The sequence below is a fragment of the Haloarcula sp. H-hyl2 genome (genome assembly GCF_056934385.1).
The window spans coordinates 1,292,368-1,312,083 of record NZ_JBRIIJ010000002.1 but is presented as its reverse complement, the minus strand read 5'-3'; the positions used below and the strand labels follow the sequence as shown (position 1 = coordinate 1,312,083).

At 68.1% G+C, this 19,716-nt stretch carries 25 protein-coding genes; 15 read left to right on the top strand and 10 right to left on the bottom strand.

All coding sequences use genetic code 11. The annotated features are described in order from the left end of the window. Nucleotides 1–37: 37 nt before the first annotated feature. From Hhyl2_RS16625 to Hhyl2_RS16600, 6 genes are all read left to right on the top strand, one after another. Nucleotides 38–586 carry a hypothetical protein gene (locus tag Hhyl2_RS16625; protein WP_483551876.1) on the top strand — a complete coding sequence of 183 codons (549 nt, stop codon included), beginning with the start codon at nt 38–40 and terminating at the stop codon, nt 584–586. 72 nt (nt 587–658) lie between these two features. Then, nucleotides 659–1,510, top strand: coding sequence for an eIF2B alpha/beta/delta subunit family protein (locus tag Hhyl2_RS16620; protein WP_483551875.1), 852 nt, complete (start codon nt 659–661; stop codon nt 1,508–1,510). A 73-nt stretch (nt 1,511–1,583) separates the two neighbouring features. Next, complete coding sequence (locus Hhyl2_RS16615; protein ID WP_483551874.1) at nt 1,584–2,573, top strand: PrsW family intramembrane metalloprotease; 990 nt, start codon at nt 1,584–1,586, stop codon at nt 2,571–2,573. A gap of 37 nt (nt 2,574–2,610) precedes the next feature. Then, nucleotides 2,611–3,993: an adenylosuccinate lyase gene (gene purB / locus Hhyl2_RS16610; protein ID WP_483551873.1), complete on the top strand. Its 1,383-nt coding sequence runs from the start codon at nt 2,611–2,613 to the stop codon at nt 3,991–3,993. Nucleotides 3,994–4,120: 127 nt separating this feature from the next. Further along, nucleotides 4,121–5,431, top strand: a complete 1,311-nt coding sequence (locus Hhyl2_RS16605; protein ID WP_483551872.1) for an MFS transporter — start codon at nt 4,121–4,123, stop codon at nt 5,429–5,431. A 38-nt stretch (nt 5,432–5,469) separates the two neighbouring features. After that, nucleotides 5,470–6,090 (top strand): phosphoribosyltransferase, encoded by a 621-nt coding sequence (locus tag Hhyl2_RS16600; RefSeq protein WP_483551871.1) that lies wholly within the window; start codon nt 5,470–5,472, stop codon nt 6,088–6,090. On the opposite strand, the gene Hhyl2_RS16595 is transcribed toward Hhyl2_RS16600, so the two are convergent. Both Hhyl2_RS16595 and lysA read right to left on the bottom strand, forming a co-directional pair. Then, nucleotides 6,082–7,236: a M20 family metallopeptidase gene (locus Hhyl2_RS16595; protein ID WP_483551870.1), complete on the bottom strand. Its 1,155-nt coding sequence runs from the start codon at nt 7,234–7,236 to the stop codon at nt 6,082–6,084. The two genes, Hhyl2_RS16600 and Hhyl2_RS16595, sit on opposite strands and share 9 nt — an antisense overlap. Beyond that, nucleotides 7,233–8,468, bottom strand: coding sequence for a diaminopimelate decarboxylase (lysA, locus tag Hhyl2_RS16590; RefSeq protein ID WP_483551869.1), 1,236 nt, complete (start codon nt 8,466–8,468; stop codon nt 7,233–7,235). The genes Hhyl2_RS16595 and lysA overlap by 4 nt, the downstream gene beginning before the upstream one ends. 148 nt (nt 8,469–8,616) lie before the next feature. Between lysA and Hhyl2_RS16585 the strand changes: the two genes are divergently transcribed. Further along, nucleotides 8,617–9,987: a protein kinase family protein gene (locus tag Hhyl2_RS16585; RefSeq protein WP_483551868.1), complete on the top strand. Its 1,371-nt coding sequence runs from the start codon at nt 8,617–8,619 to the stop codon at nt 9,985–9,987. Nucleotides 9,988–10,116: 129 nt separating this feature from the next. Here Hhyl2_RS16585 and Hhyl2_RS16580 read toward each other — a convergent pair whose 3' ends face one another. Then, entirely contained in the window at nt 10,117–10,956 is an 840-nt protein-coding gene (locus tag Hhyl2_RS16580; RefSeq protein WP_483551867.1) for a 2,3,4,5-tetrahydropyridine-2,6-dicarboxylate N-succinyltransferase, read from the bottom strand. A gap of 125 nt (nt 10,957–11,081) precedes the next feature. Here Hhyl2_RS16580 and Hhyl2_RS16575 point away from each other — a divergent pair, with 125 nt between their 5' ends. Next, nucleotides 11,082–11,864, top strand: coding sequence for a hypothetical protein (locus Hhyl2_RS16575; RefSeq protein WP_483551866.1), 783 nt, complete (start codon nt 11,082–11,084; stop codon nt 11,862–11,864). Here Hhyl2_RS16575 and dapB read toward each other — a convergent pair whose 3' ends face one another. Beyond that, entirely contained in the window at nt 11,865–12,620 is a 756-nt protein-coding gene (gene dapB, locus Hhyl2_RS16570; RefSeq protein WP_483551865.1) for a 4-hydroxy-tetrahydrodipicolinate reductase, read from the bottom strand. It abuts the gene before it with no gap. After that, nucleotides 12,617–13,543: a 4-hydroxy-tetrahydrodipicolinate synthase gene (gene dapA / locus Hhyl2_RS16565; protein WP_483551864.1), complete on the bottom strand. Its 927-nt coding sequence runs from the start codon at nt 13,541–13,543 to the stop codon at nt 12,617–12,619. The genes dapB and dapA overlap by 4 nt, the downstream gene beginning before the upstream one ends. Nucleotides 13,544–13,815: 272 nt before the next feature. On the opposite strand from dapA, the gene Hhyl2_RS16560 reads away from it, so the two are divergent. Beyond that, nucleotides 13,816–14,313 (top strand): LabA-like NYN domain-containing protein, encoded by a 498-nt coding sequence (locus Hhyl2_RS16560; protein WP_483551863.1) that lies wholly within the window; start codon nt 13,816–13,818, stop codon nt 14,311–14,313. Here Hhyl2_RS16560 and Hhyl2_RS16555 read toward each other — a convergent pair. Continuing rightward, nucleotides 14,310–14,492, bottom strand: coding sequence for a hypothetical protein (locus tag Hhyl2_RS16555; protein WP_483551862.1), 183 nt, complete (start codon nt 14,490–14,492; stop codon nt 14,310–14,312). The two genes, Hhyl2_RS16560 and Hhyl2_RS16555, sit on opposite strands and share 4 nt — an antisense overlap. Nucleotides 14,493–14,640: 148 nt before the next feature. On the opposite strand from Hhyl2_RS16555, the gene Hhyl2_RS16550 reads away from it, so the two are divergent. The 5 genes from Hhyl2_RS16550 to Hhyl2_RS16530 all read left to right on the top strand — a co-directional run bounded on the left by Hhyl2_RS16550 (nt 14,641) and on the right by Hhyl2_RS16530 (nt 16,949). Continuing rightward, nucleotides 14,641–15,108 carry a PUA domain-containing protein gene (locus Hhyl2_RS16550; RefSeq protein WP_483551861.1) on the top strand — a complete coding sequence of 156 codons (468 nt, stop codon included), beginning with the start codon at nt 14,641–14,643 and terminating at the stop codon, nt 15,106–15,108. Between the two features lie 63 nt (nt 15,109–15,171). After that, complete coding sequence (locus Hhyl2_RS16545) at nt 15,172–15,561, top strand: nascent polypeptide-associated complex protein (protein ID WP_483551860.1); 390 nt, start codon at nt 15,172–15,174, stop codon at nt 15,559–15,561. 1 nt (nt 15,562) lies between these two features. After that, on the top strand, nt 15,563–16,285 hold the full coding sequence (locus tag Hhyl2_RS16540; protein WP_483551859.1) for a methyltransferase domain-containing protein: 723 nt from the start codon (nt 15,563–15,565) through the stop codon (nt 16,283–16,285). Between the two features lie 51 nt (nt 16,286–16,336). Continuing rightward, nucleotides 16,337–16,540 (top strand): hypothetical protein, encoded by a 204-nt coding sequence (locus Hhyl2_RS16535; protein WP_483551858.1) that lies wholly within the window; start codon nt 16,337–16,339, stop codon nt 16,538–16,540. Between the two features lie 4 nt (nt 16,541–16,544). After that, on the top strand, nt 16,545–16,949 hold the full coding sequence (locus Hhyl2_RS16530) for a hypothetical protein (protein ID WP_483551857.1): 405 nt from the start codon (nt 16,545–16,547) through the stop codon (nt 16,947–16,949). On the opposite strand, the gene Hhyl2_RS16525 is transcribed toward Hhyl2_RS16530, so the two are convergent. The 3 genes from Hhyl2_RS16525 to Hhyl2_RS16515 form a co-directional block, all read right to left on the bottom strand. Then, on the bottom strand, nt 16,930–17,541 hold the full coding sequence (locus tag Hhyl2_RS16525; RefSeq protein ID WP_483551856.1) for a DUF6517 family protein: 612 nt from the start codon (nt 17,539–17,541) through the stop codon (nt 16,930–16,932). The two genes, Hhyl2_RS16530 and Hhyl2_RS16525, sit on opposite strands and share 20 nt — an antisense overlap. A 9-nt stretch (nt 17,542–17,550) precedes the next feature. Continuing rightward, nucleotides 17,551–17,877: a transcription factor S gene (locus Hhyl2_RS16520; protein ID WP_483551855.1), complete on the bottom strand. Its 327-nt coding sequence runs from the start codon at nt 17,875–17,877 to the stop codon at nt 17,551–17,553. 132 nt (nt 17,878–18,009) lie between these two features. Next, on the bottom strand, nt 18,010–19,032 hold the full coding sequence (locus tag Hhyl2_RS16515; protein WP_483551854.1) for a cell division protein CdpA domain-containing protein: 1,023 nt from the start codon (nt 19,030–19,032) through the stop codon (nt 18,010–18,012). A 112-nt stretch (nt 19,033–19,144) separates the two neighbouring features. On the opposite strand from Hhyl2_RS16515, the gene Hhyl2_RS16510 reads away from it, so the two are divergent. Then, nucleotides 19,145–19,426 carry a DUF5789 family protein gene (locus tag Hhyl2_RS16510; protein ID WP_483551853.1) on the top strand — a complete coding sequence of 94 codons (282 nt, stop codon included), beginning with the start codon at nt 19,145–19,147 and terminating at the stop codon, nt 19,424–19,426. A 1-nt stretch (nt 19,427) separates the two neighbouring features. On the opposite strand, the gene Hhyl2_RS16505 is transcribed toward Hhyl2_RS16510, so the two are convergent. Beyond that, complete coding sequence (locus tag Hhyl2_RS16505) at nt 19,428–19,679, bottom strand: hypothetical protein (RefSeq protein ID WP_483551852.1); 252 nt, start codon at nt 19,677–19,679, stop codon at nt 19,428–19,430. Nucleotides 19,680–19,716 lie beyond the last annotated feature (37 nt).

Below are 19,716 nucleotides of genomic sequence, written 5' to 3'. Positions count from 1 at the left end.
CGATGTCCCTTAGTACCCGGACCGACGAGACGCCAGTATGGCGAAAGGACGGAGTCAGTGGGCGGGCGCAATCGCGGCCCTGGGTGGACTCGTCTGGACCGGGTGGGCAGCAGCGACCCACTACCTCGACCAGACACCCGACGCGCTGGTCGGTGCCATCGTCGTCTCGGCGCTCGGCGTCGTCGCCGGCTGTTACGCCGTCGAGGAGTTCTACGGCCAGCGGATGAAACGGCCGGGGACGGCCGGCGCCTGGCTGGGCGGGCTGGCCGGGCTCGTGTTCGCGACCGGCCAGGCCCTCAGACTCACCTCCGGTGGCGGCGATGCGGTCTTGGCACTGGGCGTGCTCGGACTGGCCGGCGGCTCCTTCCTGATGGCTGCTGGCCTCGTCCGGACCCGCATCCAGCCGCCGTGGCTCGGCGTCCTGCTGGCGGTCGGGACGTTCGGGTTCCTCCTGTTCGAGGCGGTCCCCGCCGCAGCGTCACTGTACGGCCTCTCGTGGATCGCGCTCGGCCAGGACTTCTACCGGCACGACCCGCCGGACGGCCGCTTCGGCGATGCGACCGGCGACTACGGCTGGCTCTCGTGACAGGTCTTTGATACGGCTGCGGGTGACGGTGTCGAGCGAATAGCTATACCGTGTGCCACCCCAACAGGAGACATGATCGACGAGACGGTCCGCGAGATAGAGGAGATGGACACCCAGAGCGCCTCCATCGTCGCCGTGAAGGCCGCGAAGGCACTGGGTGATCTACTCGACCGCGAGGCCCACAGCGTCGAGGAGTTCGAACGGATGCTCGAACGCAACAGCGGTGCCCTCCAGCGGGCGAACCGCTCGCACGCGCCGCTGTACACGACCCAGCAGCGTATCGTCGAGGACGTCACCGGTGCCGACGTCGACAGCGTCGCGGACGCCAAAGCACGACTTCGTGAGGCGATCGACGCCGTCGTCACCGAGGTGGAGTCGAGCAAGGCCGCCGCGGCCGAGCGGGCGGCCTCGCTCATCGAGGACGGCGACGTCCTGCTGACACACGAGAACTCCTCGACCGTGATGGCGACACTCGAACACGCGCTCGACGACGGGACGACCTTCGACCTCTACGTCACGGAGTCCCGTCCCCGCTTTCTCGGTCGGCGGACGGCCCGGCAGTTGAGCGACCGCGACGGCGTCGACGTCACGCTCGTGGTCGACGGCGCGGCCGGCCACGCCCTGCGGGAGTGTGACCGAGTTCTCGTGGGGATGAACTGCCTCATCGACGACCGCATGTACAACCGGATCGGGACCTACCCTATCGTCGCGACGGCCAACGACCAGGACGTGCCCGTCACCGTCGTCGCCGCCTCGGCGAAGTTCATCGGCAGCGGGTTCACCTTCCAGAACACCTTCCGCTCGCCCTCCGAGGTCACGCTCGAACCGCCGGAGGGGTTCGCGGTGCTGAACCCCGGCTACGACGAGATCCCCACGCGGCTCATAGACGTCGTCGCGACCGAGGACGCCATGCTCCAGTTCTGAGTCCGGTCGGAACAGCCGTCTCGAACTCCCGGCCGCCGAAACCCTCACGTAGAAGGCTGCGCACGTCTCAGGTGTGACAGACGACCAGACCGACCCGGTCAAGGCGGCGCTGTCCGGTTCGACAGATCTCTACGACATCGCGGCGTGGGACGCCCGGTCGGCGCTCGACCGGCTCTCGATGTCGCTGTACGGGTTCTTGCACGCCTCCCGGCGGTGGCTGCTGATCGCCGTCGGCGTCCTCCTGTTCGTCGCCCAGTTGGCCGCGACGGTGCTACTGGTCTTCCGACAGCCCTCGGTCGGCGTGCTGGCGGCGCTCTCTGCAGTCCCAGCGCTCGCCATCGTCGGCTACCTCTGGTACGAGGACCCGACGATACGCGAACCGATCGAGCCGCTGGCGATCACGTTCGTGCTGGCGATCATCTTCGCCAGCATCGCCGCGCTGGTCAACACGCTGTTGCAACCACTGTTCGGGTTCGTCCCGGTGATCGGGATGGCACTGTTCTTCTTCCTCGTCGTCGGCCCCATCGAGGAGACGGTCAAGTGGCTCGGCATCAGGGTCGGCGCGTTCGACACCATCGACGCCGTCGTCGACGGCGTGGTCTACGGCGCCGTGGCCGGCCTCGGGTTCGCGACCATCGAGAACCTCCTGTATATCTCGCAGGGTTACCTCCAGGCCAGTTCGGGACAGACGATGGAGCCGGTGCTGGCGGCGGTCCAGACTGCGACGAGCCGGGCCTTCGTCGGCCCGGGCCACGTGCTGTATTCCTCGTTCGCGGGCTACTACCTCGGCCTGGCGAAGTTCAACCCCGAGAACAAAGGTCCCATCGTCGTCAAGGGTATCCTCATCGCCGCGCTCATCCACGGACTCTACAACACCTCTGTGACCTATCTGCCCGGCCTCGTCCCGTGGAACCTGGTGACCTTCGTCGGGTTCGTCGTGGTCTTCGACGCGCTGGTTGGCTACGCGCTCTACCGGAAACTCTCCCGGTACAAACACCACTACGACCAGCTCGACGACGGGCAGAAGCGCCAGGAACGCACCGAGTCGGTAAGCGAGTCGTAACGACACGCTTTTTCGCGCCTCTCGCGCACACTCTCGCATGACCGAGAGAGGGCCACTCGCCGCCGTGTCGCCGCTCGACGGGCGGTACGCCCGCTACACCGAACCGCTCGTCCCGTACGCCAGTGAGCGGGCGCTGATGGGCGCCCGCGTGCAGGTCGAAGTCGAATATCTGCTCGCGCTCGCCGACCTCGACGCGACGCCGCTGTCCGTCGACGACGGCCAGCGCGCCACGCTCCGAGCACTGTACGAGGAGTTCGACGACGAGGACGCCAGCGTCGTCAAGCAACTCGAGACCGAGGGGTACGGCGAGTACAGCGCCACGAACCACGACGTCAAAGCTATCGAGTACTTCGTCCGGCTGGGGATGCCCGACGGGCTGGACGCCGACCACTGGATCCACTTCGGGCTGACCAGCGAGGACGTCAACAACCTCGCCCACCGGCTGCTGGTCAAGCCCGCAGTCGAGACGGTACTCGTCCCGGAACTGCGCGAGGTCAGGGACGCACTCGTCGAGATGGCCCACACCTACGGGGACGTGCCGATGCTCGCCCGCACACACGGCCAGCCCGCGACGCCGACGACCTTCGGCAAGGAGATGGCCGTCTACGCCTCGCGGCTCGGAAAGGCCATCGGTCGAATCGAGCGCGCCGCCGACGACCTCTCGGGGAAACTCGCCGGCGCCTCCGGGACCTACGCGGCCCACCACGCCGCCTATCCCGCGGTCGACTGGCCCGCCTTCTCGAAGGCATTCGTCGCCGACCTCGGCCTGGACCACGAGCCACTGACCACACAGGTCAACCCCTGTGACGACCTCCAGACCGTCTTCGACGCGCTCCGTGGCGCGAACAACGTCCTGCTGGACATGGACCTGGACATGTGGCTGTACGTCTCGGACCGCTATCTCGGCCAGGAGGCCGTCGAGGGCGAGACTGGTTCCTCGACGATGCCCCACAAGGTCAACCCCATCGACTTCGAGAACAGCGAGGGGAACCTCTCGAAGGCCAACTCTGATCTCACCTTCCTCGGGGACTACGTCACCAAATCACGCCTCCAGCGTGACCTCTCGGACTCGACGGTCAAGCGCAACATCGGCGCGGCGTTCGCACACTGTCTCGTCGGCTACAGCAAGTGCCAGAACGGCCTCGCGAAGGTCGTCCCGAACGAGCAGGTGATGCGCGCGGAACTGGAGGACACGCCCGAGATAATCGGCGAGGCGGTCCAGACCATCCTCCGACGTGAAGGATTCGAAGACGCCTACGAACAGGTCAAGAAGGCGACCCGCGGCCAACAGGTCACCATGGACGACTTCCAGGCGATGATCGACGACCTCGACGTGAGCGAGGACGTCCGCGCGGAGCTGTCGGCCCTGACACCGACCGGTTACACCGGCATCGCACAGCAGCTAGCCGAGGACGTGTAGGTCGGGAACAACTGTCGGTTGTTGCCCAGGAACACCTGGAGGGTGGCGAGCAGTCGTCTCTGCACTGTACCCAACACTTCGCCAGGAGCGGAACTCTCACGGCGGTCCCGGCCGAGGCTTCGGGTAGATGGTCCTCGGAACCGACTCGCGGGTCCTGACGCTGGCCTTTGCCCGGATGGCCGACGCGCTCGGGAACTCCTTTCTCATCATCGTCCTGCCGCTGTACATCGCCAGCGGACAGGTGACACTGACCGGCATCGTCGGGGCCGAGGTGTTCGGGTTCGTCCTCCAGGAGGAGACGCTGATCGGGTTGGTCCTGTCGCTCTTTGGCCTGCTGAACAGTTTCGGCCAGCCGTTCACCGGACGGCTCTCCGACCGGACCGGCCGGCGGCGCGCGTTCGTCCTGACCGGCCTCGTCCTCTTTGCCATCGGAAGCGCGGCCTACCCGTTCCTGTCGAGTTACTGGGCCGTTCTGGGTGCCCGAGCGTTCCAGGGCGTCGGCGCGGCCTTCACCATCCCGGCGACGGTCGCGCTCGTCAACGACTACGCCGAGAGCGACAGCGAGCGGGGCGGGAACTTCGGCGTGTTCAACACTTTCCGGTTGATCGGCTTCGGATTCGGCCCCATCGTCGCCGGCGTCGTCATCACCGGTGGGCTGGCGGCCGAGGGCGTGGTCACGTACGATCTGCTCGGGACGACGCTCTCGGGGTTCAACGCGGCCTTCGCCGTCGCGGTCGCCGGCGCCATCGTCAGTTTCGGGCTCGTGGCTGCACTCATCAGGGACCCGCCGGTTGCCGCCGACGCAGCGAGCAAGGACCTCTCGATCGCCATCAGAGACCCAGACGGACGGGGCCTCGACTCGGTGTTCGTCCTCGGCGTCGGAACCTTCCTGATGGCGACGACCATCGCGCTCTTTGCCACCCTGGAAGGGCCGATCCGGACGCGACTCGACGAGTCGACGTTCATGTTCAGCGTCCAGTTCGCCGCCGTCGTCATCGCCAACGTCCTCCTGCAGGTCCCCATCGGCCGGGCGAGCGACCGGTTCGGTCGCCGGCCGTTCGTCGTCGCCGGATTCGTCGTTCTCGTGCCCTCTGTGTTCGCCCAGGGAGTCGTCACCGACCCCTGGCTGATGCTCGGGGCGCGGTTCGTCCAGGGGATCGCCGTCGCGCTCGTGTTCGCGCCCTCGCTGGCGCTCGCGGGCGACCTCGCGGGCGAGCGTGGCTCGGGGACCACCCTCTCGGTGCTGACGATGGCGTTCGGCCTCGGCGTGGCCGTCGGCCCGCTGGCCTCGGGGCTCCTGTTCAACCTCGGCAGTTTCTCGACGCCGTTCACCGTCGGCGCCGCCCTCGCGCTCGTCGCGCTGGTCCTGACCTACAGCCAGGTCACGGAGACACTCACCGACGAGGACGGCCGCCGGACGCCGGACCCGCAGAACTGACCCGAACTGCTAAGCCTGTCAGCCGGCTATCTTGTCGTATGTTCACGAACCGCACGTCGGCGGGCGAACGGCTCGCAGAGGAACTCGCTCGTCGCGATATCGTGGCCGACGTCGTGCTGGCCATCCCGCGTGGCGGGCTCCCGGTCGGCCGACCCGTCGCGGACGCGCTGGGCGTTCCGCTGGACGTCGTCGTCGCCAAGAAGATCGGCGCTCCCGGCAACGCCGAACTCGCGGTGGCTGCCGTCGCCGACGACGGGACCCTCTGGCGCAACGACTCGCTGATCGGGGCACTGGATCTCACAGCGGAGTACCTCGCGTCGGCCCGCGAACGCGAACAGGCCGCAGCGAAGGAGAAGTTCGACCGTTACCGCAGCGACAGACCGCCACTGGACCTGACGGGCAAGCGAGTCGTGATCGTCGACGATGGACTGGCGACCGGCGCGACCATGCGAGCCTGTGTCCAGCGTGTCCAGCAGGGTGGCGCGAGCCGTGTCGTCGTCGCGATCCCCGTCGGGTCGCCGGACTCGGTTGCGGAGCTGGAGAACGCCGTCGACGAGGTCGTCGTCCTCGAAACGCCGGCGAGTTTCCGGGCGGTCGGTCAGTACTACCGTGACTTCTCGCAGGTCAGCGACGAGGCGGCGATGGGGTACCTACAGTAACCGCTCGACGGTCTCGCGGACCGCACGGGCTGCCGCCCGGACCTCGGAGAGCCGGACGTACTCCCGTTTCGAGTGGGCGACCGCGCCGGCCTCGTCGCTCAGTCCCCCGGGTCCGAAGACGACGGTCGGCCCCTGCTGTGCGAAGTACGACGCTTCCGTCGCCGCGCCGAACGGCCGCACCGCGCCGCCGCTTGCCTCCCGGAGCGTCTGGACGAGCGACGTGTCGGGTTCCGTGGCGAACGCCTCGGGGAACGGCGTGTCGGGCCGGATAAGGTCGACCGAGAGGGCCATCCCGTCGGGGAGCCACTGGCCGAGGTGGTCGGCCAGGTCGGCACAGAACTGGTCGCTGGTCTCGGGCGGGACGCTGCGCCGGTCGAAAGTGATCGTACACTCGGCAGGCACCTGGTTGGTCGCCTCGCCGCCCTCGATCATCGAGGCCGTGAGGATCGGCCGTCCGAGCACCTCGTGGTCGTCGGGGCCGCGTTCCTCGTCGTAGGTCTCCATCGCCTGGAGGATCGGGGCGGCAGCTCTGATGGCGTTCATGCCGCTCCCGGGGTCCGCGGCGTGGGCGCTCTCGCCGTGGATGGTGACGGTCCCCTCGAACTGGCCGCGGGCCGCCGTACAGACATCCAGGCTGGTCGGCTCGCCGACAATGTAGCCGTCGGCAGCGACCGTCTCCGCGAGGTGTGCGCCGCCGGTCTGTGTCGTCTCCTCGTCGGTAGAGATCGCCAGCGTCACCTGCCCGTCGTCCGGCGAGACGGTGAGGAACGCCTCCAGCAGCGCTGCCAGTGGGCCCTTCGCGTCACAGGCACCACGGCCGCAGACGACGTCGCCGGACGGGGCGTGTGGCGTCCCGTTCTCCTCGTCGCCGCTGCCGTCGACCGCCTCGTCGGGACCGGGCGGGTCCGCGCGGCGCTCGTAGGGCAGGTGTGGCGGGACGGTGTCGATGTGGGTGTTGAGCGCGAGGTGGGTCCCGTCCCCGGTCCCGCGGGAGGCGACGACGTTCCCCAGGTCGTCGACCGTCGGGTCGACGCCCGCCTCTGTCAGCGTCTCGACGAGCAACTCGCGCATCTCGTCGACGTCCTCGTGGGAGGGGGTCTCGACCGCCTCGCGGTGGAAGGCTTCCAGATCGAACGACAGCGTCATCGCTCGACCCGCGTCACGTCTGCCAGCGTCTCCCGTTCCCGGACCACGCGGGCCTCGCCGCCTTCGATAGCTACCTCCGCCGGGCGGGGCTGAGAGTGGAACTGGTTGGCCAGTTCGTAGCCGTACGCCCCGGCGTTGCCGATGGCGAGCAGGTCCTCGCGTTCCGGGCGAGCGACGGGCCGGTCGGTACAGAACACGTCGGCGCTCGTACAGCAGGGGCCGCCGACGGAGACCGGTTCGGCCTCCCGGTCGGGCGCGCTGACGTTCCGGATGGGGTGGTACGAGCCGAACATCGCCGGCCGGATGAGCGTCGCCAGGGAGGCGTCCACGCCGACGACGGTCGCCGCCGGCGTCTCCTTGATGGTGTTGACCTCGGTGAGGATCAGTTCCGCGTCGGCGACGACGTAGCGGCCGGGTTCGAGTTTGATCTGTGCGTCGAGGTCGCCGACGGCGTCGCGGACCTTCTGGCCCACGACGTCCATGTCGAGTGGCGCCTCGTCCTCGCGGTAGGGGACGCCGAAGCCGCCGCCGAAGTCGACGAACTCCAGGCCGCCCACGCGCTCCTCGACGGTCCGCCCCATCTCGGCGACCTTCGCGATGGCCCGGCAGTGATCGTCCAGGTCGTCGTGGAGGACGCCGCTGCCGGCGTGGGCGTGGATGCCCACCAGGTCGAACCGGTCGTCGAGTCCCGCCGCGAGGTCGGGGACCTCGTCGTAGGGGATGCCGAACTTCGCGTCCTTGCCCGTCGCGACCTTCTCGTGGTGGCCCGTCCCGATACCGGGGTTGATGCGGATGGCGACCCGGCCGTCGTAGCCGCGGGCTTCCAGGCGGTCGAAGGTGTCCCGGGCGCCACCGGTGATGGTCAGCCCGGGGTTGTCCACGGCGAGGTCGACGGCGTAGTCGAGATCGTGATCCGGCGGGTTGACAGCGGTGTACTGGAGCGTGTCCGGGTCGGCGCCGGCATCGATGGCCCGCTGGAGTTCTCCCCAGGCGGCACACTCGATGTCCGCGCCCGTCTCCAGCAGTTTCGAGAGCACCGCACGGCCGGTGTGGGCCTTCGCGGCATACATGACGTGGGCGTCCGGGAACGCCGACGCGAACCGCTCGTAGTTCTCGGTGACCCGGTCGAGGTCGACGACGTACAGCGGTGTCCCGTAGTCGGCGGCCAGTCGCCCCAGGCGGTCGTGGTCCCAGTCCGCGAGACGGCGGACCGGCGGCGAAGTGTGACTCATTGCACCAGACACGGTGGCGCCGAGTAACAAGGGTTCCGCTCTCGGGCCGTTGGTGAGACGACACCGCCGCCCGGCGACACATACTTATCAGTGGAAAGATAGTAGTCTGCCAAGAGCAGACGCGCCGCGACCCGTCGCTCCCGAGTCCATGCCACCGGAGATCCCACAGCGACCCCCACTGGAGATCGTCAAGCAGGGACGGGTGTATCTCGTCGAAGCGTACCGCCGCGGCGCCCGCGACGGGGAGACGTTCTCGTCGCACGACGAACAGATCGACGCCGTCCGCAGCGCGAAATCGAAGATGGACGCCGACAGACACCCGTGTACCGTCCGCTGGGACGGCCCACGGAGCGTCAGCGAGGTGTACTGGAACCCGCTGTTCGAGTGTCTGGTCGTCGAGTACGACGAACTGGTCGGCGCCTGGACGGTCGTTCCGGAGGCCGGGACCTGCGCGATGGCCGTCCACGACTCCCGCACCGAGGCCGGCGAGCGGGCCAAACAGCTCCAGCGCGCCTACGACTTCAAACACCTCCACGCCTACGACCGGCACGGGCAGACCTACGAGGAACGCGAGCACCGCTTCCTGCGCCACGACGTCACCCGGTCGGGCGTCCGGTTCAGCAAGGAGGCCATCGAGTCGGTGCCGCCGCCCGAACAGGACGACGATCCGCCCGAAACCGAAGCCGAGACGACCAGCGACCAGACCGAGGTCGACTACGTCGGCCCCGCGAGTCCGGGCCAACTGGGCGCCTCGATCCCCGACGTGACGAAAGTCGAGTTCATCGACACCGACGGTGTCGTCCACCGGTACGCGACGCCGTGGGACGGCGGCACCCACGCCGAGATCCTCGCGGTGTCGAGCAAGCACGGCAGCGACGAGGGCGTCCAGCCGGCCTTTACCGACCGGCTCTCACAGTGGGAGGCCGTCGACGACAGCGCCCACGTGGCGACGGTCCACGAATCCGGGACCGCCCCGACGCCGTGGGTTGCCTACCGTGTCGGCAAGCACACCCTGGGCGAGATCGGCACCGACCTGCCGGTCCGGACCCGGATGGACATCCTCGGCGACGTCGTCGAGGCCGTCAGCACGGTCGCGGACCCGTCGTTCCAGGTCTGTGGTCTCTATCCGGCGAACGTCCACCTCAAGGGTGGCGACAGCGGCTGGCGAGCGACGGTCTCGAACTGGGGCATCGAGTGGGCCGTCCGGGAAGCACTGGGCGTCGACCACGGAAGCCCCTTCACCGCGCCGGAACAGCTCGACGGGCACCTGACACAGACGACGAGCGTCTACCAGCTCGGCGCCATCGCCTACTGGCTGCTCTGTGAGAAGCCCCCCGTCGAGGAGACGGCGACCGGCTCGCAGGCCGCCGTCCGAACCGGCCGCCTCCGAACCCCCGACCTCGTCGACGAGGTCTCGCAGGCCGTCGAACCCGTCCTCCGCCGGGCGCTCGCACCCGATCCGTCCGACCGGTACGGCTCGCCGATCGCGTTCTATCGCGATCTGACGAACTCGTTGTGAGCGGGACAGCCAGTGGGCTCTTCGGTCGACCTCGGTGCTCGCGGGTCGTTCCTCCCCGCTCCGATACGGGATTCTTCGCTGCGCTCAGAATCTCGCTGCTCGCGGGTCACTTCGTTCCCCGCTCGCTCGCTAGTCCCGAAGCGCGTCTTCTCTCTCCGTCGCTTCCAGCGTCTCCTCCTCGACGTCCGTCGCCACCACAGCGGGCTTGTAGGCGCCCCCGTCGAACAGATCGTGCTCGCCGACCGAAGAGTCGACGAACCGCTGGAACGCACGTCGTTCCGGCGGCAGTTCGCCGTAGAGGATCTCGTCCTCGACGAGGTCGTAGACGGGGATACGGGGCGTCAGGAGCGTGTTCTCGCCGACGATACTCCCCTCGCCGACGATGAATCCGCTCGTGACGCGACAGCCGGCGCCCAGCGCCACGTCGTCCTCGACGATGACGGGCGCGCTCTCGACCGGTTCGAGGACGCCGCCGATGAGGGTGTTCGCGCCGAGTTTGACGTTCTCGCCGATCTGGGCGCACGACCCGACAGTGTCACAGGAGTCGATGAGCGTGCCGTCGCCGACGTGGGCACCGATGTTGACGAACGAGGGTGACATCATGATGCAGTCCTCGCCCAGGTACGCCCCCCGGCGGATGGTGGTGCCGTCCGGCGTGTTCCGCGTGCCGCGCTCGCCCAGGTCGCCGGTGTCCCGCAGCGGCAGGACGTCGTGGTAGTCGACGTCGCCGTAGGTCCGGCTGTAGGTCTTCCGGAACGCGAAGTTCAGCAGGATCCCCCGCTTGACCCACTCGTTGACCTGCCACTCGCCCTCGACCTTCTCGGCGGCCCGGACGTCGCCGTTCTCCAGGGCCGTCAGAAAGTCATCGAGCGTGTCTAGCTGGGGCGGTTCGACGTCCTCGACTGTCGCCCCGTCTTCGTAGGCCGTCCACAGGTCCCCGATGTTCCGTTCGAGGTCTTGTCCGAGCATCGTATCCGTCGGTATCCACTCCGGGAGTATAGCCGGTGGGGTTTCCGTCGCTCGCGAGCGCGCGACGGTCAGTCCGGGTTTGACCGTTCCCTGCCTCTAGCTGCAGCGGGCCCGACACTGTGGATATGCGACGCCGAACGCTGCTGGGTGCGCTGGGCGGGGTGCTGACGGTCGGGGTTGGGTACGGTCTCTGGGGCAGAGGTGTCACCATCGAACCGGACCGCGACCACCTCGACCGGCCCGGGCCGCTCGCGTTCACGCTGACGAACCGACAGCTCTCGGCGGCGGAGGTGATCACCTCTACACAGACAATCGAGACGCGCGTCGGCGAGACGTGGCAGCGGGTCCCGCGCCGCCGACAGGACGCGATCGGCGTCGCGGAGATTGGCCCCGGCCAGTCGACGCGACTCGGCCTGTCGACACCGGAATCGGACCGGCCAGACGCCAAATCGGTCACCGTGCTCCCGTTCGGTGCCGGCGAGTTCCGGTTCGTCGTCCCCGAGATCGAGCAGGACCCGCTCCGGACACGGTTCAGCGTCGGTGGCGAGCCACTGTCGGTCTCGCCGCCCGAGCGAGTCACGACCGAGCGGATCGGTGATCGATTGACGGTCCGCTCGGGGAACGTCGACGCCGACGAGGTGACCCACGCCACCCAGTACGACCTCGACGACGGGGCCAGCGATCCGGTGCAGGTCGCACCCGAGGTCGTCGCGACTCACCGGGGCGTCAGCGCGGCGACCTTCCTCCAGCGCGTGGATGTCACGTCTGTCGTCGTCGAATCAGCACAGAGCTACTTCCGGACGCCCGTGGAGTGGCTCGAAGCCGCGGGTGTCTGGGCCGGGACGGACGCGACCTACGACCTCGGTGGCGTCCCGGCAACGGTGACCGAGGCGAGTCAGTCGGGCTGATCAGGCGTCGACGACCTCGCCAAAGGAGTACCAGCCCGCCTCGCGGCCGTCGAGCCAGGCTGCCGCGTCGAGCGCACCGGCGGCGAACACGCCGCGGTCCTCCGCGCGGTGGGACAGCGAGAGTACCTCGTCGTTGCCCGCCAGGATCAGTTCGTGCTCGCCGCGGATGTCGCCGGCCCGTCGGGCGAAGACGCCGATCTCGTCGTCCTCGCGGGGTGCGTGGCCTTCCCGGCCGTAGACCGGTTCGACGTCTCGTTCTTCCTGAACGGTCTCCAGAAGGGTGTTGGCGGTGCCGGAGGGTGCGTCGACCTTCTGGTTGTGGTGGGTCTCCATGAGTTCCAGATCGTAGTCGTCCAGCGTGGCGACGGCCTCGCTGACGAGGCGCTGGAGCACCTGGATACCCTGCGAGAAGTTCGTCGCCTTCAACAGCGCCGTCTGCTCGCTCACGTCCCTGAGCTGGGCCATCTCGTCCTCGTCGAAGCCAGTGGTTCCGACGACTAGCGCCGTCCCCGTCTCGGCACAGGCCGCGGCCAGCGGGAGCGTCGAGGCCGGAATCGAGAAGTCGACGACGACGTCGACGTCGTACTCGTCGAGTGCGGCCGTGATGCCCTCGCTCTCGACGACCGGGACACCCTGCACCTCGCCGGCCTCGACGTCGAAGCCGACGACGGCGTCCAGGTCCGCCCGTTCGGCGGCCGTCTCGATGACCGTCTGGCCCATCCGCCCGGCGGCGCCGTTGATCGCGACGCGCGTCATCGTTCCACCTCCGCGTACTCGTCTTCGAGGTCCTCGTCGGCGAGCACCGCCAGCACGTCACGGAGTTCGTCCAGGTGCTCCTCGGAGAGACGCGTCAGCGGCGACCGGACGTGTGCCGGCCCGTAGCCGCGGATGCGCATAGCCTCCTTGACCGGGATGGGGTTGGTCTCGACGAACAGCGCGCGGAACAGCGGGCCGAGTTCGTGGTGGATCGCACGGGCGCGTTCGTAGTCCTCGGCCAGCGCCGCCCCGACCATCGCACACGTCCGTTCGGGTTCGACGTTGGCGGCCACCGAGATACAGCCACTCGCACCGACCGAGAGCATCGGCAGCGTCATGCCGTCGTCACCAGAGAGCACCTCGAACTCCATGTCTCGGGTGCGCTCGATGATCTCCGAGATCTGCCCCATGTCACCGCTCGCGGCCTTGAACGCCGCGATGTTCTCGTGAGCGGCGAGTTCGACGACCGTATCCGGTTCGGTGTTGCGGCCGGTCCGGGAGGGGACGTTGTAGACGATCTGCGGGCAGTCCACCTCGTCGGCGATTCTGGTGTAGTGGTCGATCAGGCCCTGCTGCTCGGGCTTGTTGTAGTACGGCGAGATGAGGAGGAGGGCGTCGGCGCCGGCGTTGGCCGCACGGCGGGAGAGGGAGAGTGCCTCGCGGGTATTGTTGCTGCCGGTACCGGCGATGACCGGCACGTCGTCGACGGCGTCGATGACCGCGTCGACGACCTCGATGTGTTCGTCGTGGGTCAGCGTCGCGGACTCGCCGGTCGAACCGACCGGGACGAGGCCGTCGACGCCCGCCTCTTCGAGTCGCTGGGCGTCTCGCTGGAGTGTCTCGAAGTCGATACTGCGTTCCTGATCGTCGTGGAACGGCGTGCACATCGCGGGATACACGCCGCGGAAGTCGATGGCTGTCATTGCTGGATGTGTCGTAGTGCGTCGGGATATGTCGTCCGGTTGCCGGTGCAGCGACGGAACCGGCCCGAGACGGGAGCGCCACGCCCGCCACGAGCCACTAGAAGGCGTGTTTGCGTTTCGGCGCGGAGACGACCCGCTGGGCGGCCGAGAGAGTCCGACCGGCAGGGAGTCGTCGCATGGTCGCATGACAGTCCGAGAGGGACTTAGCTGTTGTGTTCCGCGGCGCTCGCGCGCCCCGAAAGGCTATTTCCACGGGCCGGACAACACCCGGTATGCCAGTCTCTCATTCTGGACAGCGCGTGACCGTCCTCGCGGACGCGCAGAACCTCTATCATACGGCACAGAGTATCTACTCGCGGAACATCGATTACTCGTCACTGCTGGACGGTGCGGTCGACGGCAGAGAACTGACCCGCGCGATCGCGTACGTCATCCGGGCCGACTCCCCCGAGGAGGAGACGTTCTTCGAGGCGCTCGACGACATCGGCTTCGAGACCCGTATCAAGGACATCAAGACGTTCCAGGACGGGTCGAAGAAGGCCGACTGGGACGTGGGGATGAGCCTCGACGCGGTCACCCTGGCGAAACACAACGACGCGGTCGTCCTCTGTACCGGCGACGGCGACTTCGCGCGGCTCTGTCGCTATCTCCGTCACGAGGGCTGTCGCGTCGAAGCGATGGGCTTCGAGGAGTCCTCCTCTGAAGACCTGAAAGAGGCCGTCGATATGTTCGTCGACCTGAGCGAGGACACCGACCGGTTCCTGCTCTAGACCGCGCGGCCGTCCTCGGAGGTGCCGACGAGCAACGCCCCAGCGGCCAGTCCGAGGGCGGCGACCGCCCCCGCGTAGACCGGAACGTTCAGCGAGATCTGTCCCGTACCCAGGATCAGGACGCTGCTGACGAACAGCAGCAGCGCACCCAGCGCGACCTTTCGTGTGTCTGTTGTCATGGAAAGTGCTATGGATTCATCCGGTATAAATTTCCCCAAAAACGCCCGAGGGCTGTACGATAAATCATGATAAATCCCCCGAATATTGTGGGCATACCACACGCTCTCGGACCGAAACACCGTTGTCCATCGGCCGTCGAGAGCGACCATGACCGACCGAGAACTGCGCGGGCTCAGGCGTTCTGCCGACTACCAGTTCGGCCGGGACGCCGGGACGACCCTGTTCCCCTCGCCGGACGTCCTGGAGGTGACACACACCTCGTCGGGACGGCCCCGGCAGGTCCACGACGAAGACGGCCGCCTGGTCACCTACGGCAACGACGGCCGCTTCAGACTGGGGCCGGCCGGCGGCTACCGCCTGGCCGACGGGTTCGACGCGCCGCGACACCGCGTGGTCGTCGGCGACGAGAGCGAACCGTTCGTCCGCGAGGGCCGCAACGTCTTCGCGAAGTTCGTCCAGCAGGCCGACGGCGGACTCCGCCCCGGCGACGAGGCGCTCGTCGTCCACGCCGACGGCGATCTGCTGGCGGTGGGCCGTGCTGAACTGCCCGGCGACGGGATGGCCGACTTCGAGACTGGGATGGCCGTGAAGGTCCGGCAGGGCATCGAGGACTGAGCACGATTGCGGGCGACAGGACGGGTCGCTATATTTTTCCGCGCGGAACGCGCACCCCAGAGTATGTTCGGCGGAGGCGGCGGGATGAACCCGCGCAAGATGAAACAGATGATGGAACAGATGGGCATCGACATGGACGATATCGATGCCGAAGAGGTAATCATCCGCACACCCGACGAGGAACTCGTCTTCACGGATGCGGAGGTCCAGCTGATGGAGGCCCAGGGCCAGAAGACCTACCAGGTCGTCGGCGAGCCCGAGTCCCGCGAACTGGGTGCGGGCGAGGACACCGACGACGCTGCCGACGACACGGCCGACGCGAGCGACGACGGCGTCGACCCCGACGACGTCGAACTGGTCGCGATGCGCGCCGGCGTCGACGAGGACACTGCCCGCGAAGCGCTCGTCGAGAACGACGGCGACCTCGCCGACGCGGTCGACCAACTGGAGTAACGTGGCCTACCTCTTCGTCCACGAGGACCGCGAGTACCTGCTGGAACCCGGCGAGCGGTTCGAGTCCGACCTGGGTATCCTGGAGGTGCCCGAGGACGTCTCACCCGGCGACGTCGTCGAGACGCATCTGGGCACCGGCTTCACGGTGCGTGCGCTCCGGGGCCCGGATCTCTTTACCCACCTCGAACGGACCGGCGCGCCGATGATGCCCCGCGACGTGGGCCTCGTGCTGGGGAAGACGGGTATCTCGGCTGGCGACCGCGTGCTCGACGCCGGGACGGGAACCGGCATCCTCGCCGCCTACATGGGCCGGGCCGGCGCCGACGTCGTGACCTACGAGCAGGACCCCGAGTTCGCCGAGGTGGCCCGTGAGAACATGGCCGTCGCCGGCGTCGCCGACACCGTCGAGGTCAGGACCGGCGACGTCACCGACGATCTGGACGACCTCGCGGGCTTCGACGCGCTGACGCTGGACACCGAGGACGCCCCGACAGTCGTCGAGCGAGCGCCGACGCTGCTCGCCCGCGGTGGCTCCCTGGCGGTGTACTCGCCGTTCGTCGAGAACACGCGCGAGGCCGTCGCCGCCGCCCGCGAGGTCGGTCTGGCGGGCATCGAGACGCTCGATACCATCCAGCGCGAGATGGACTTCGACGACCGCGGCTCGCGCCCCTCGACCGGCGGCGTCGGTCACACCGGCTATCTCACCGTCGCACGCCGTCCCTGACCGCCGGTCGGGGCGGGGTTTCAAACCCTTCTGGCCCCTATGGTCGGGTACATGAGCGAGTCACCCGAGGAGACGACGACCTGGCCAGAGCTGGCTATCGGACTCTACGACCGGCTGACCGGTCGGAACGCCGAGATCACCTACGAGTTCGAGGAGATGGAGGTCGACGTCCCGAGCCGAACCGGCGAGAACCCGGAACACGCCCACTGGCGAATCGACGGAACAGTGACGGTCACGACCCGAGAGAAGGACTGAGCCAGTGACGACCACCCAGCGACCGACCGGCGAACCGATCGAGACGGTCGCAGAGCTGCTTGATGTCATCGAGCACCGGCCGTCGCTGGCGGTCGACGCCGACCTCACCGTCACCGTCGACGGCACCACGATCACCGTCACCGGCTACGACGACGTCGTCGCCGCCGACGTGGCCTCGTTCGGCCCCGTCGTCGCGCTCTGGCGACAGTACGGCGACCGGACGATGGACGGGGCGGCGGCGCTGGCGTCGGTGGGCCTGACCGCAGAACTCCGTGTTCGTGGCGTCCCAGTCGCCCGCCTGGGGTCCGACGCCGACCCGAGTCCGCTGGCCCGCCGACTCGGCCTCGGGCCAGTCGAACTCGTCCCCGAGGGCCCTGTGCTGGCGGCGATCACTCGACGGCGCGGATGAGTCCGAGCAGTTCCTCCCGGTAGTCCTGGCTCGACCGCTGGAGTGGCGCCGGCGGCGAGTCGACGTCGAGGACCTCCGCGACCGGCCGATCCGGATAGGCACCGGCGGCGATGCGGAAGCCGTCGCCGTTCCAGACGGCCACCCACCCTTCGATAGAGAGCGTCGCGTCGACGTCTGTCAGCGGCATCGAGGCGGTGTAGCTGCGGAGCCGTGCTCGGTCGCCCGTCCCGACCCGGATACGCTCCTTCCGGCCGCGGTCGACGTCCTCGAAGCCTCTGTCTCGCAGTTCGTCCGCGAAGGCCGACTGGGCCTCCGAACGGACCGTCGGGAGGATCATCGCCGGCCCGATGCCCGGCGACAGCGGTGGTGTGAACGTCAGTCGCGTCGCGAAGAAAAAGCGCCACTGTCTGTCGACGCCGGTCGCCGTCGCCGCTGCCTCGCGCGTGCGCACGTCGTCGTACAGTGCCGTCGCACCGTCGACGCGGGCCGTCGGAAGCTTGAACACCGTCTCGACGCTCTCGTCGACGAGTTCCCAGCCGCCGTCTGTGAGGTCCTGCTCCGGCACGGCCGGAAACGCGGCGTCGTCAGACACAGTATCGCCTCAGTGGTCGTCCTCGCGCCACTTGTGCTCGCACTCGGTACAGGTGAAAAAGCGCGTCTCGGACTCGTCGGCGGCCCGGATCTGCTTCATCTCGTAGTAGGCGCGCTCGTTGCCACACTCGGGACAGCGCGCACCCGTGGTCGGGCCCATGTCCTCGGCGTCGACCTCGGAGGTGTCGACGATCTCCGATTCCTCCTGGCCCTGTGTCGTCACCGCCATCTCCTGTTCGGCCGCCTCGTCGCGTAGCTCCTCGTAGCCACAGCTCCCACAGACCCAGCTGTCGCCCTCGGTCTTCATCATCGAGCCGCAGTCGTCGCAGAATTTCATTCTTGCTCTCCTGTACGCCGCTGGGCAGTGTTAAACGCCGGGGTTCCCGTTGATAGTCAGTATTGGAGATTATTTCCGGAAAGCGCCGACCCGGGGTCGGCGCGTACCTGTAAATCGCTCCAAGACTCACTATCAGTCGTTCTTCGTCCAGGCCGAGCAGGCGTCCATGTCGTCCATCAGGTCCTCGTGGAACCCACAGTACGGTTCGATGTCGCCGTCGTGCATCACGTACTGGAAGTGCCGACAGTTCCCGCAGTAGGTGTCGGGCTCGCCCCGTCGGACCGCGGTGTCGGTGATCGGATCGCCCGAGACGCTCGCGGTCCCGCCGTCGGCCGAGGCCGTCGACTCCGGGCCGGCCTGTGCGATGTCGCTGTCGATGGCCCCTTCGGACGGCGTCTGGTGCTGACTCCCGCCGCTCTCGTAGCCGTTGCCGACCGAGGCCCGCTCCGTCCGCTCGGGCTGTGCCGTGCGCTGGGGGCCGGGCTCCGAAATGTCGGGGCCGCCGGTGTCCGCGCCGGACTGGACGCTCTCGCTGCCACTCCCATCACTCCGGGCCGCAGCCTTCCGGTTGGTCTGGGTCTCGACGTCGCCGTCAGGGTCGCCACCGAACAGGCCGACGCCGCCCATCGAGGGCACCGACTGGGCCTCCTCTACCAGGCGGATGGTCCCCTCCTCGGTGACCTCCATCCGGGCGGTACCACCGGGGTCGTTACGGGTCTTGAACGTCGCGACGGCCGCGAACAGCGCCCAGAACGCGGTCACGATGCCGACGAAGTAGACGGTACTGACCCCCAAGGCCAGCAGCGGTCGCGCCTCGACCCAGGTGTAGGGGTAGATGTTCCGGAACAGCGCCACACCCAGCACCGAGATACTCGTCCCGAGGGCGGCCGCCGCCCGCGTCCGCCGGCCGGACGGCAACACCGTGAAGACGCCGAGGATGACCGCCGGCAACCCCAGGCCGGCGACCGTGCCAGCGACCTCGCGGGCCGCGTACTCGCTGAGCCCGAACCGCTGGCCGACCGCGGTGGTCGCGAACGCGATGGCCGCGACCAGCCCCGCGGCGCCCAGCAGGAACAGCCCCATCCCGACGACCTGTTGACGGCGTGATGCGACGCGTCCGACCTCCCCATCGTACACGTCATTCAGACTAGTCATGGAAGGCTCTAGCACCGCAATCGTCAAAACACCCCGTCAGACATGCGCATGACGATGGCGGCAAGCGGCGGACACCGAAAACACTAATCGAGCCCACTGGCACAGTCCAGATATGAGCGACGACGAGGAAGACGAGGCGCCAGCCGTCGAACTCGGCGAGGGCCCCGACGTGGCGGGCGCGCCGCTGGCACGTGTCTCCGCGCGGCTGACCTGGGGTATCGAGCACAGTACGATCGTCGAGCGCGAGGGCGAGACGACAATCCGGACCCCGGACGGCCCGCAGGAACTGGCCACCGTCCTCGAGGACGTCGACGTGCCCTACTTCGCCGACCGGCGCGAGTTCGAGGAGGCGGTCCGCGAGGCTATCGGTACCGGCCCGGTCCCGACCGAGTAACTCACTCGCCGTTCTGCGCTCGTTCGGACGCCCCAGCGCTCGCTTCGTCGTCCGTATCGGGCGTCCCGAGACTCCCCAGATCATCGGAGAGATCCTTCTCGACGGTATCTTTCCGGTCGCCGGTCCACTCGTCACGGGTGATGTAGAGGGCGACACCCAGGACGAGCAGGACGGGGACCACCATCGCGAGAAGCAAGAACAGGATCACGACGATGTCGCCCAGTCCAGGACCGGCCTGTACGAGCAGGAACATACCGCGTGCTGGTCGCCGGGTCGAGTAAAGTGTTCGG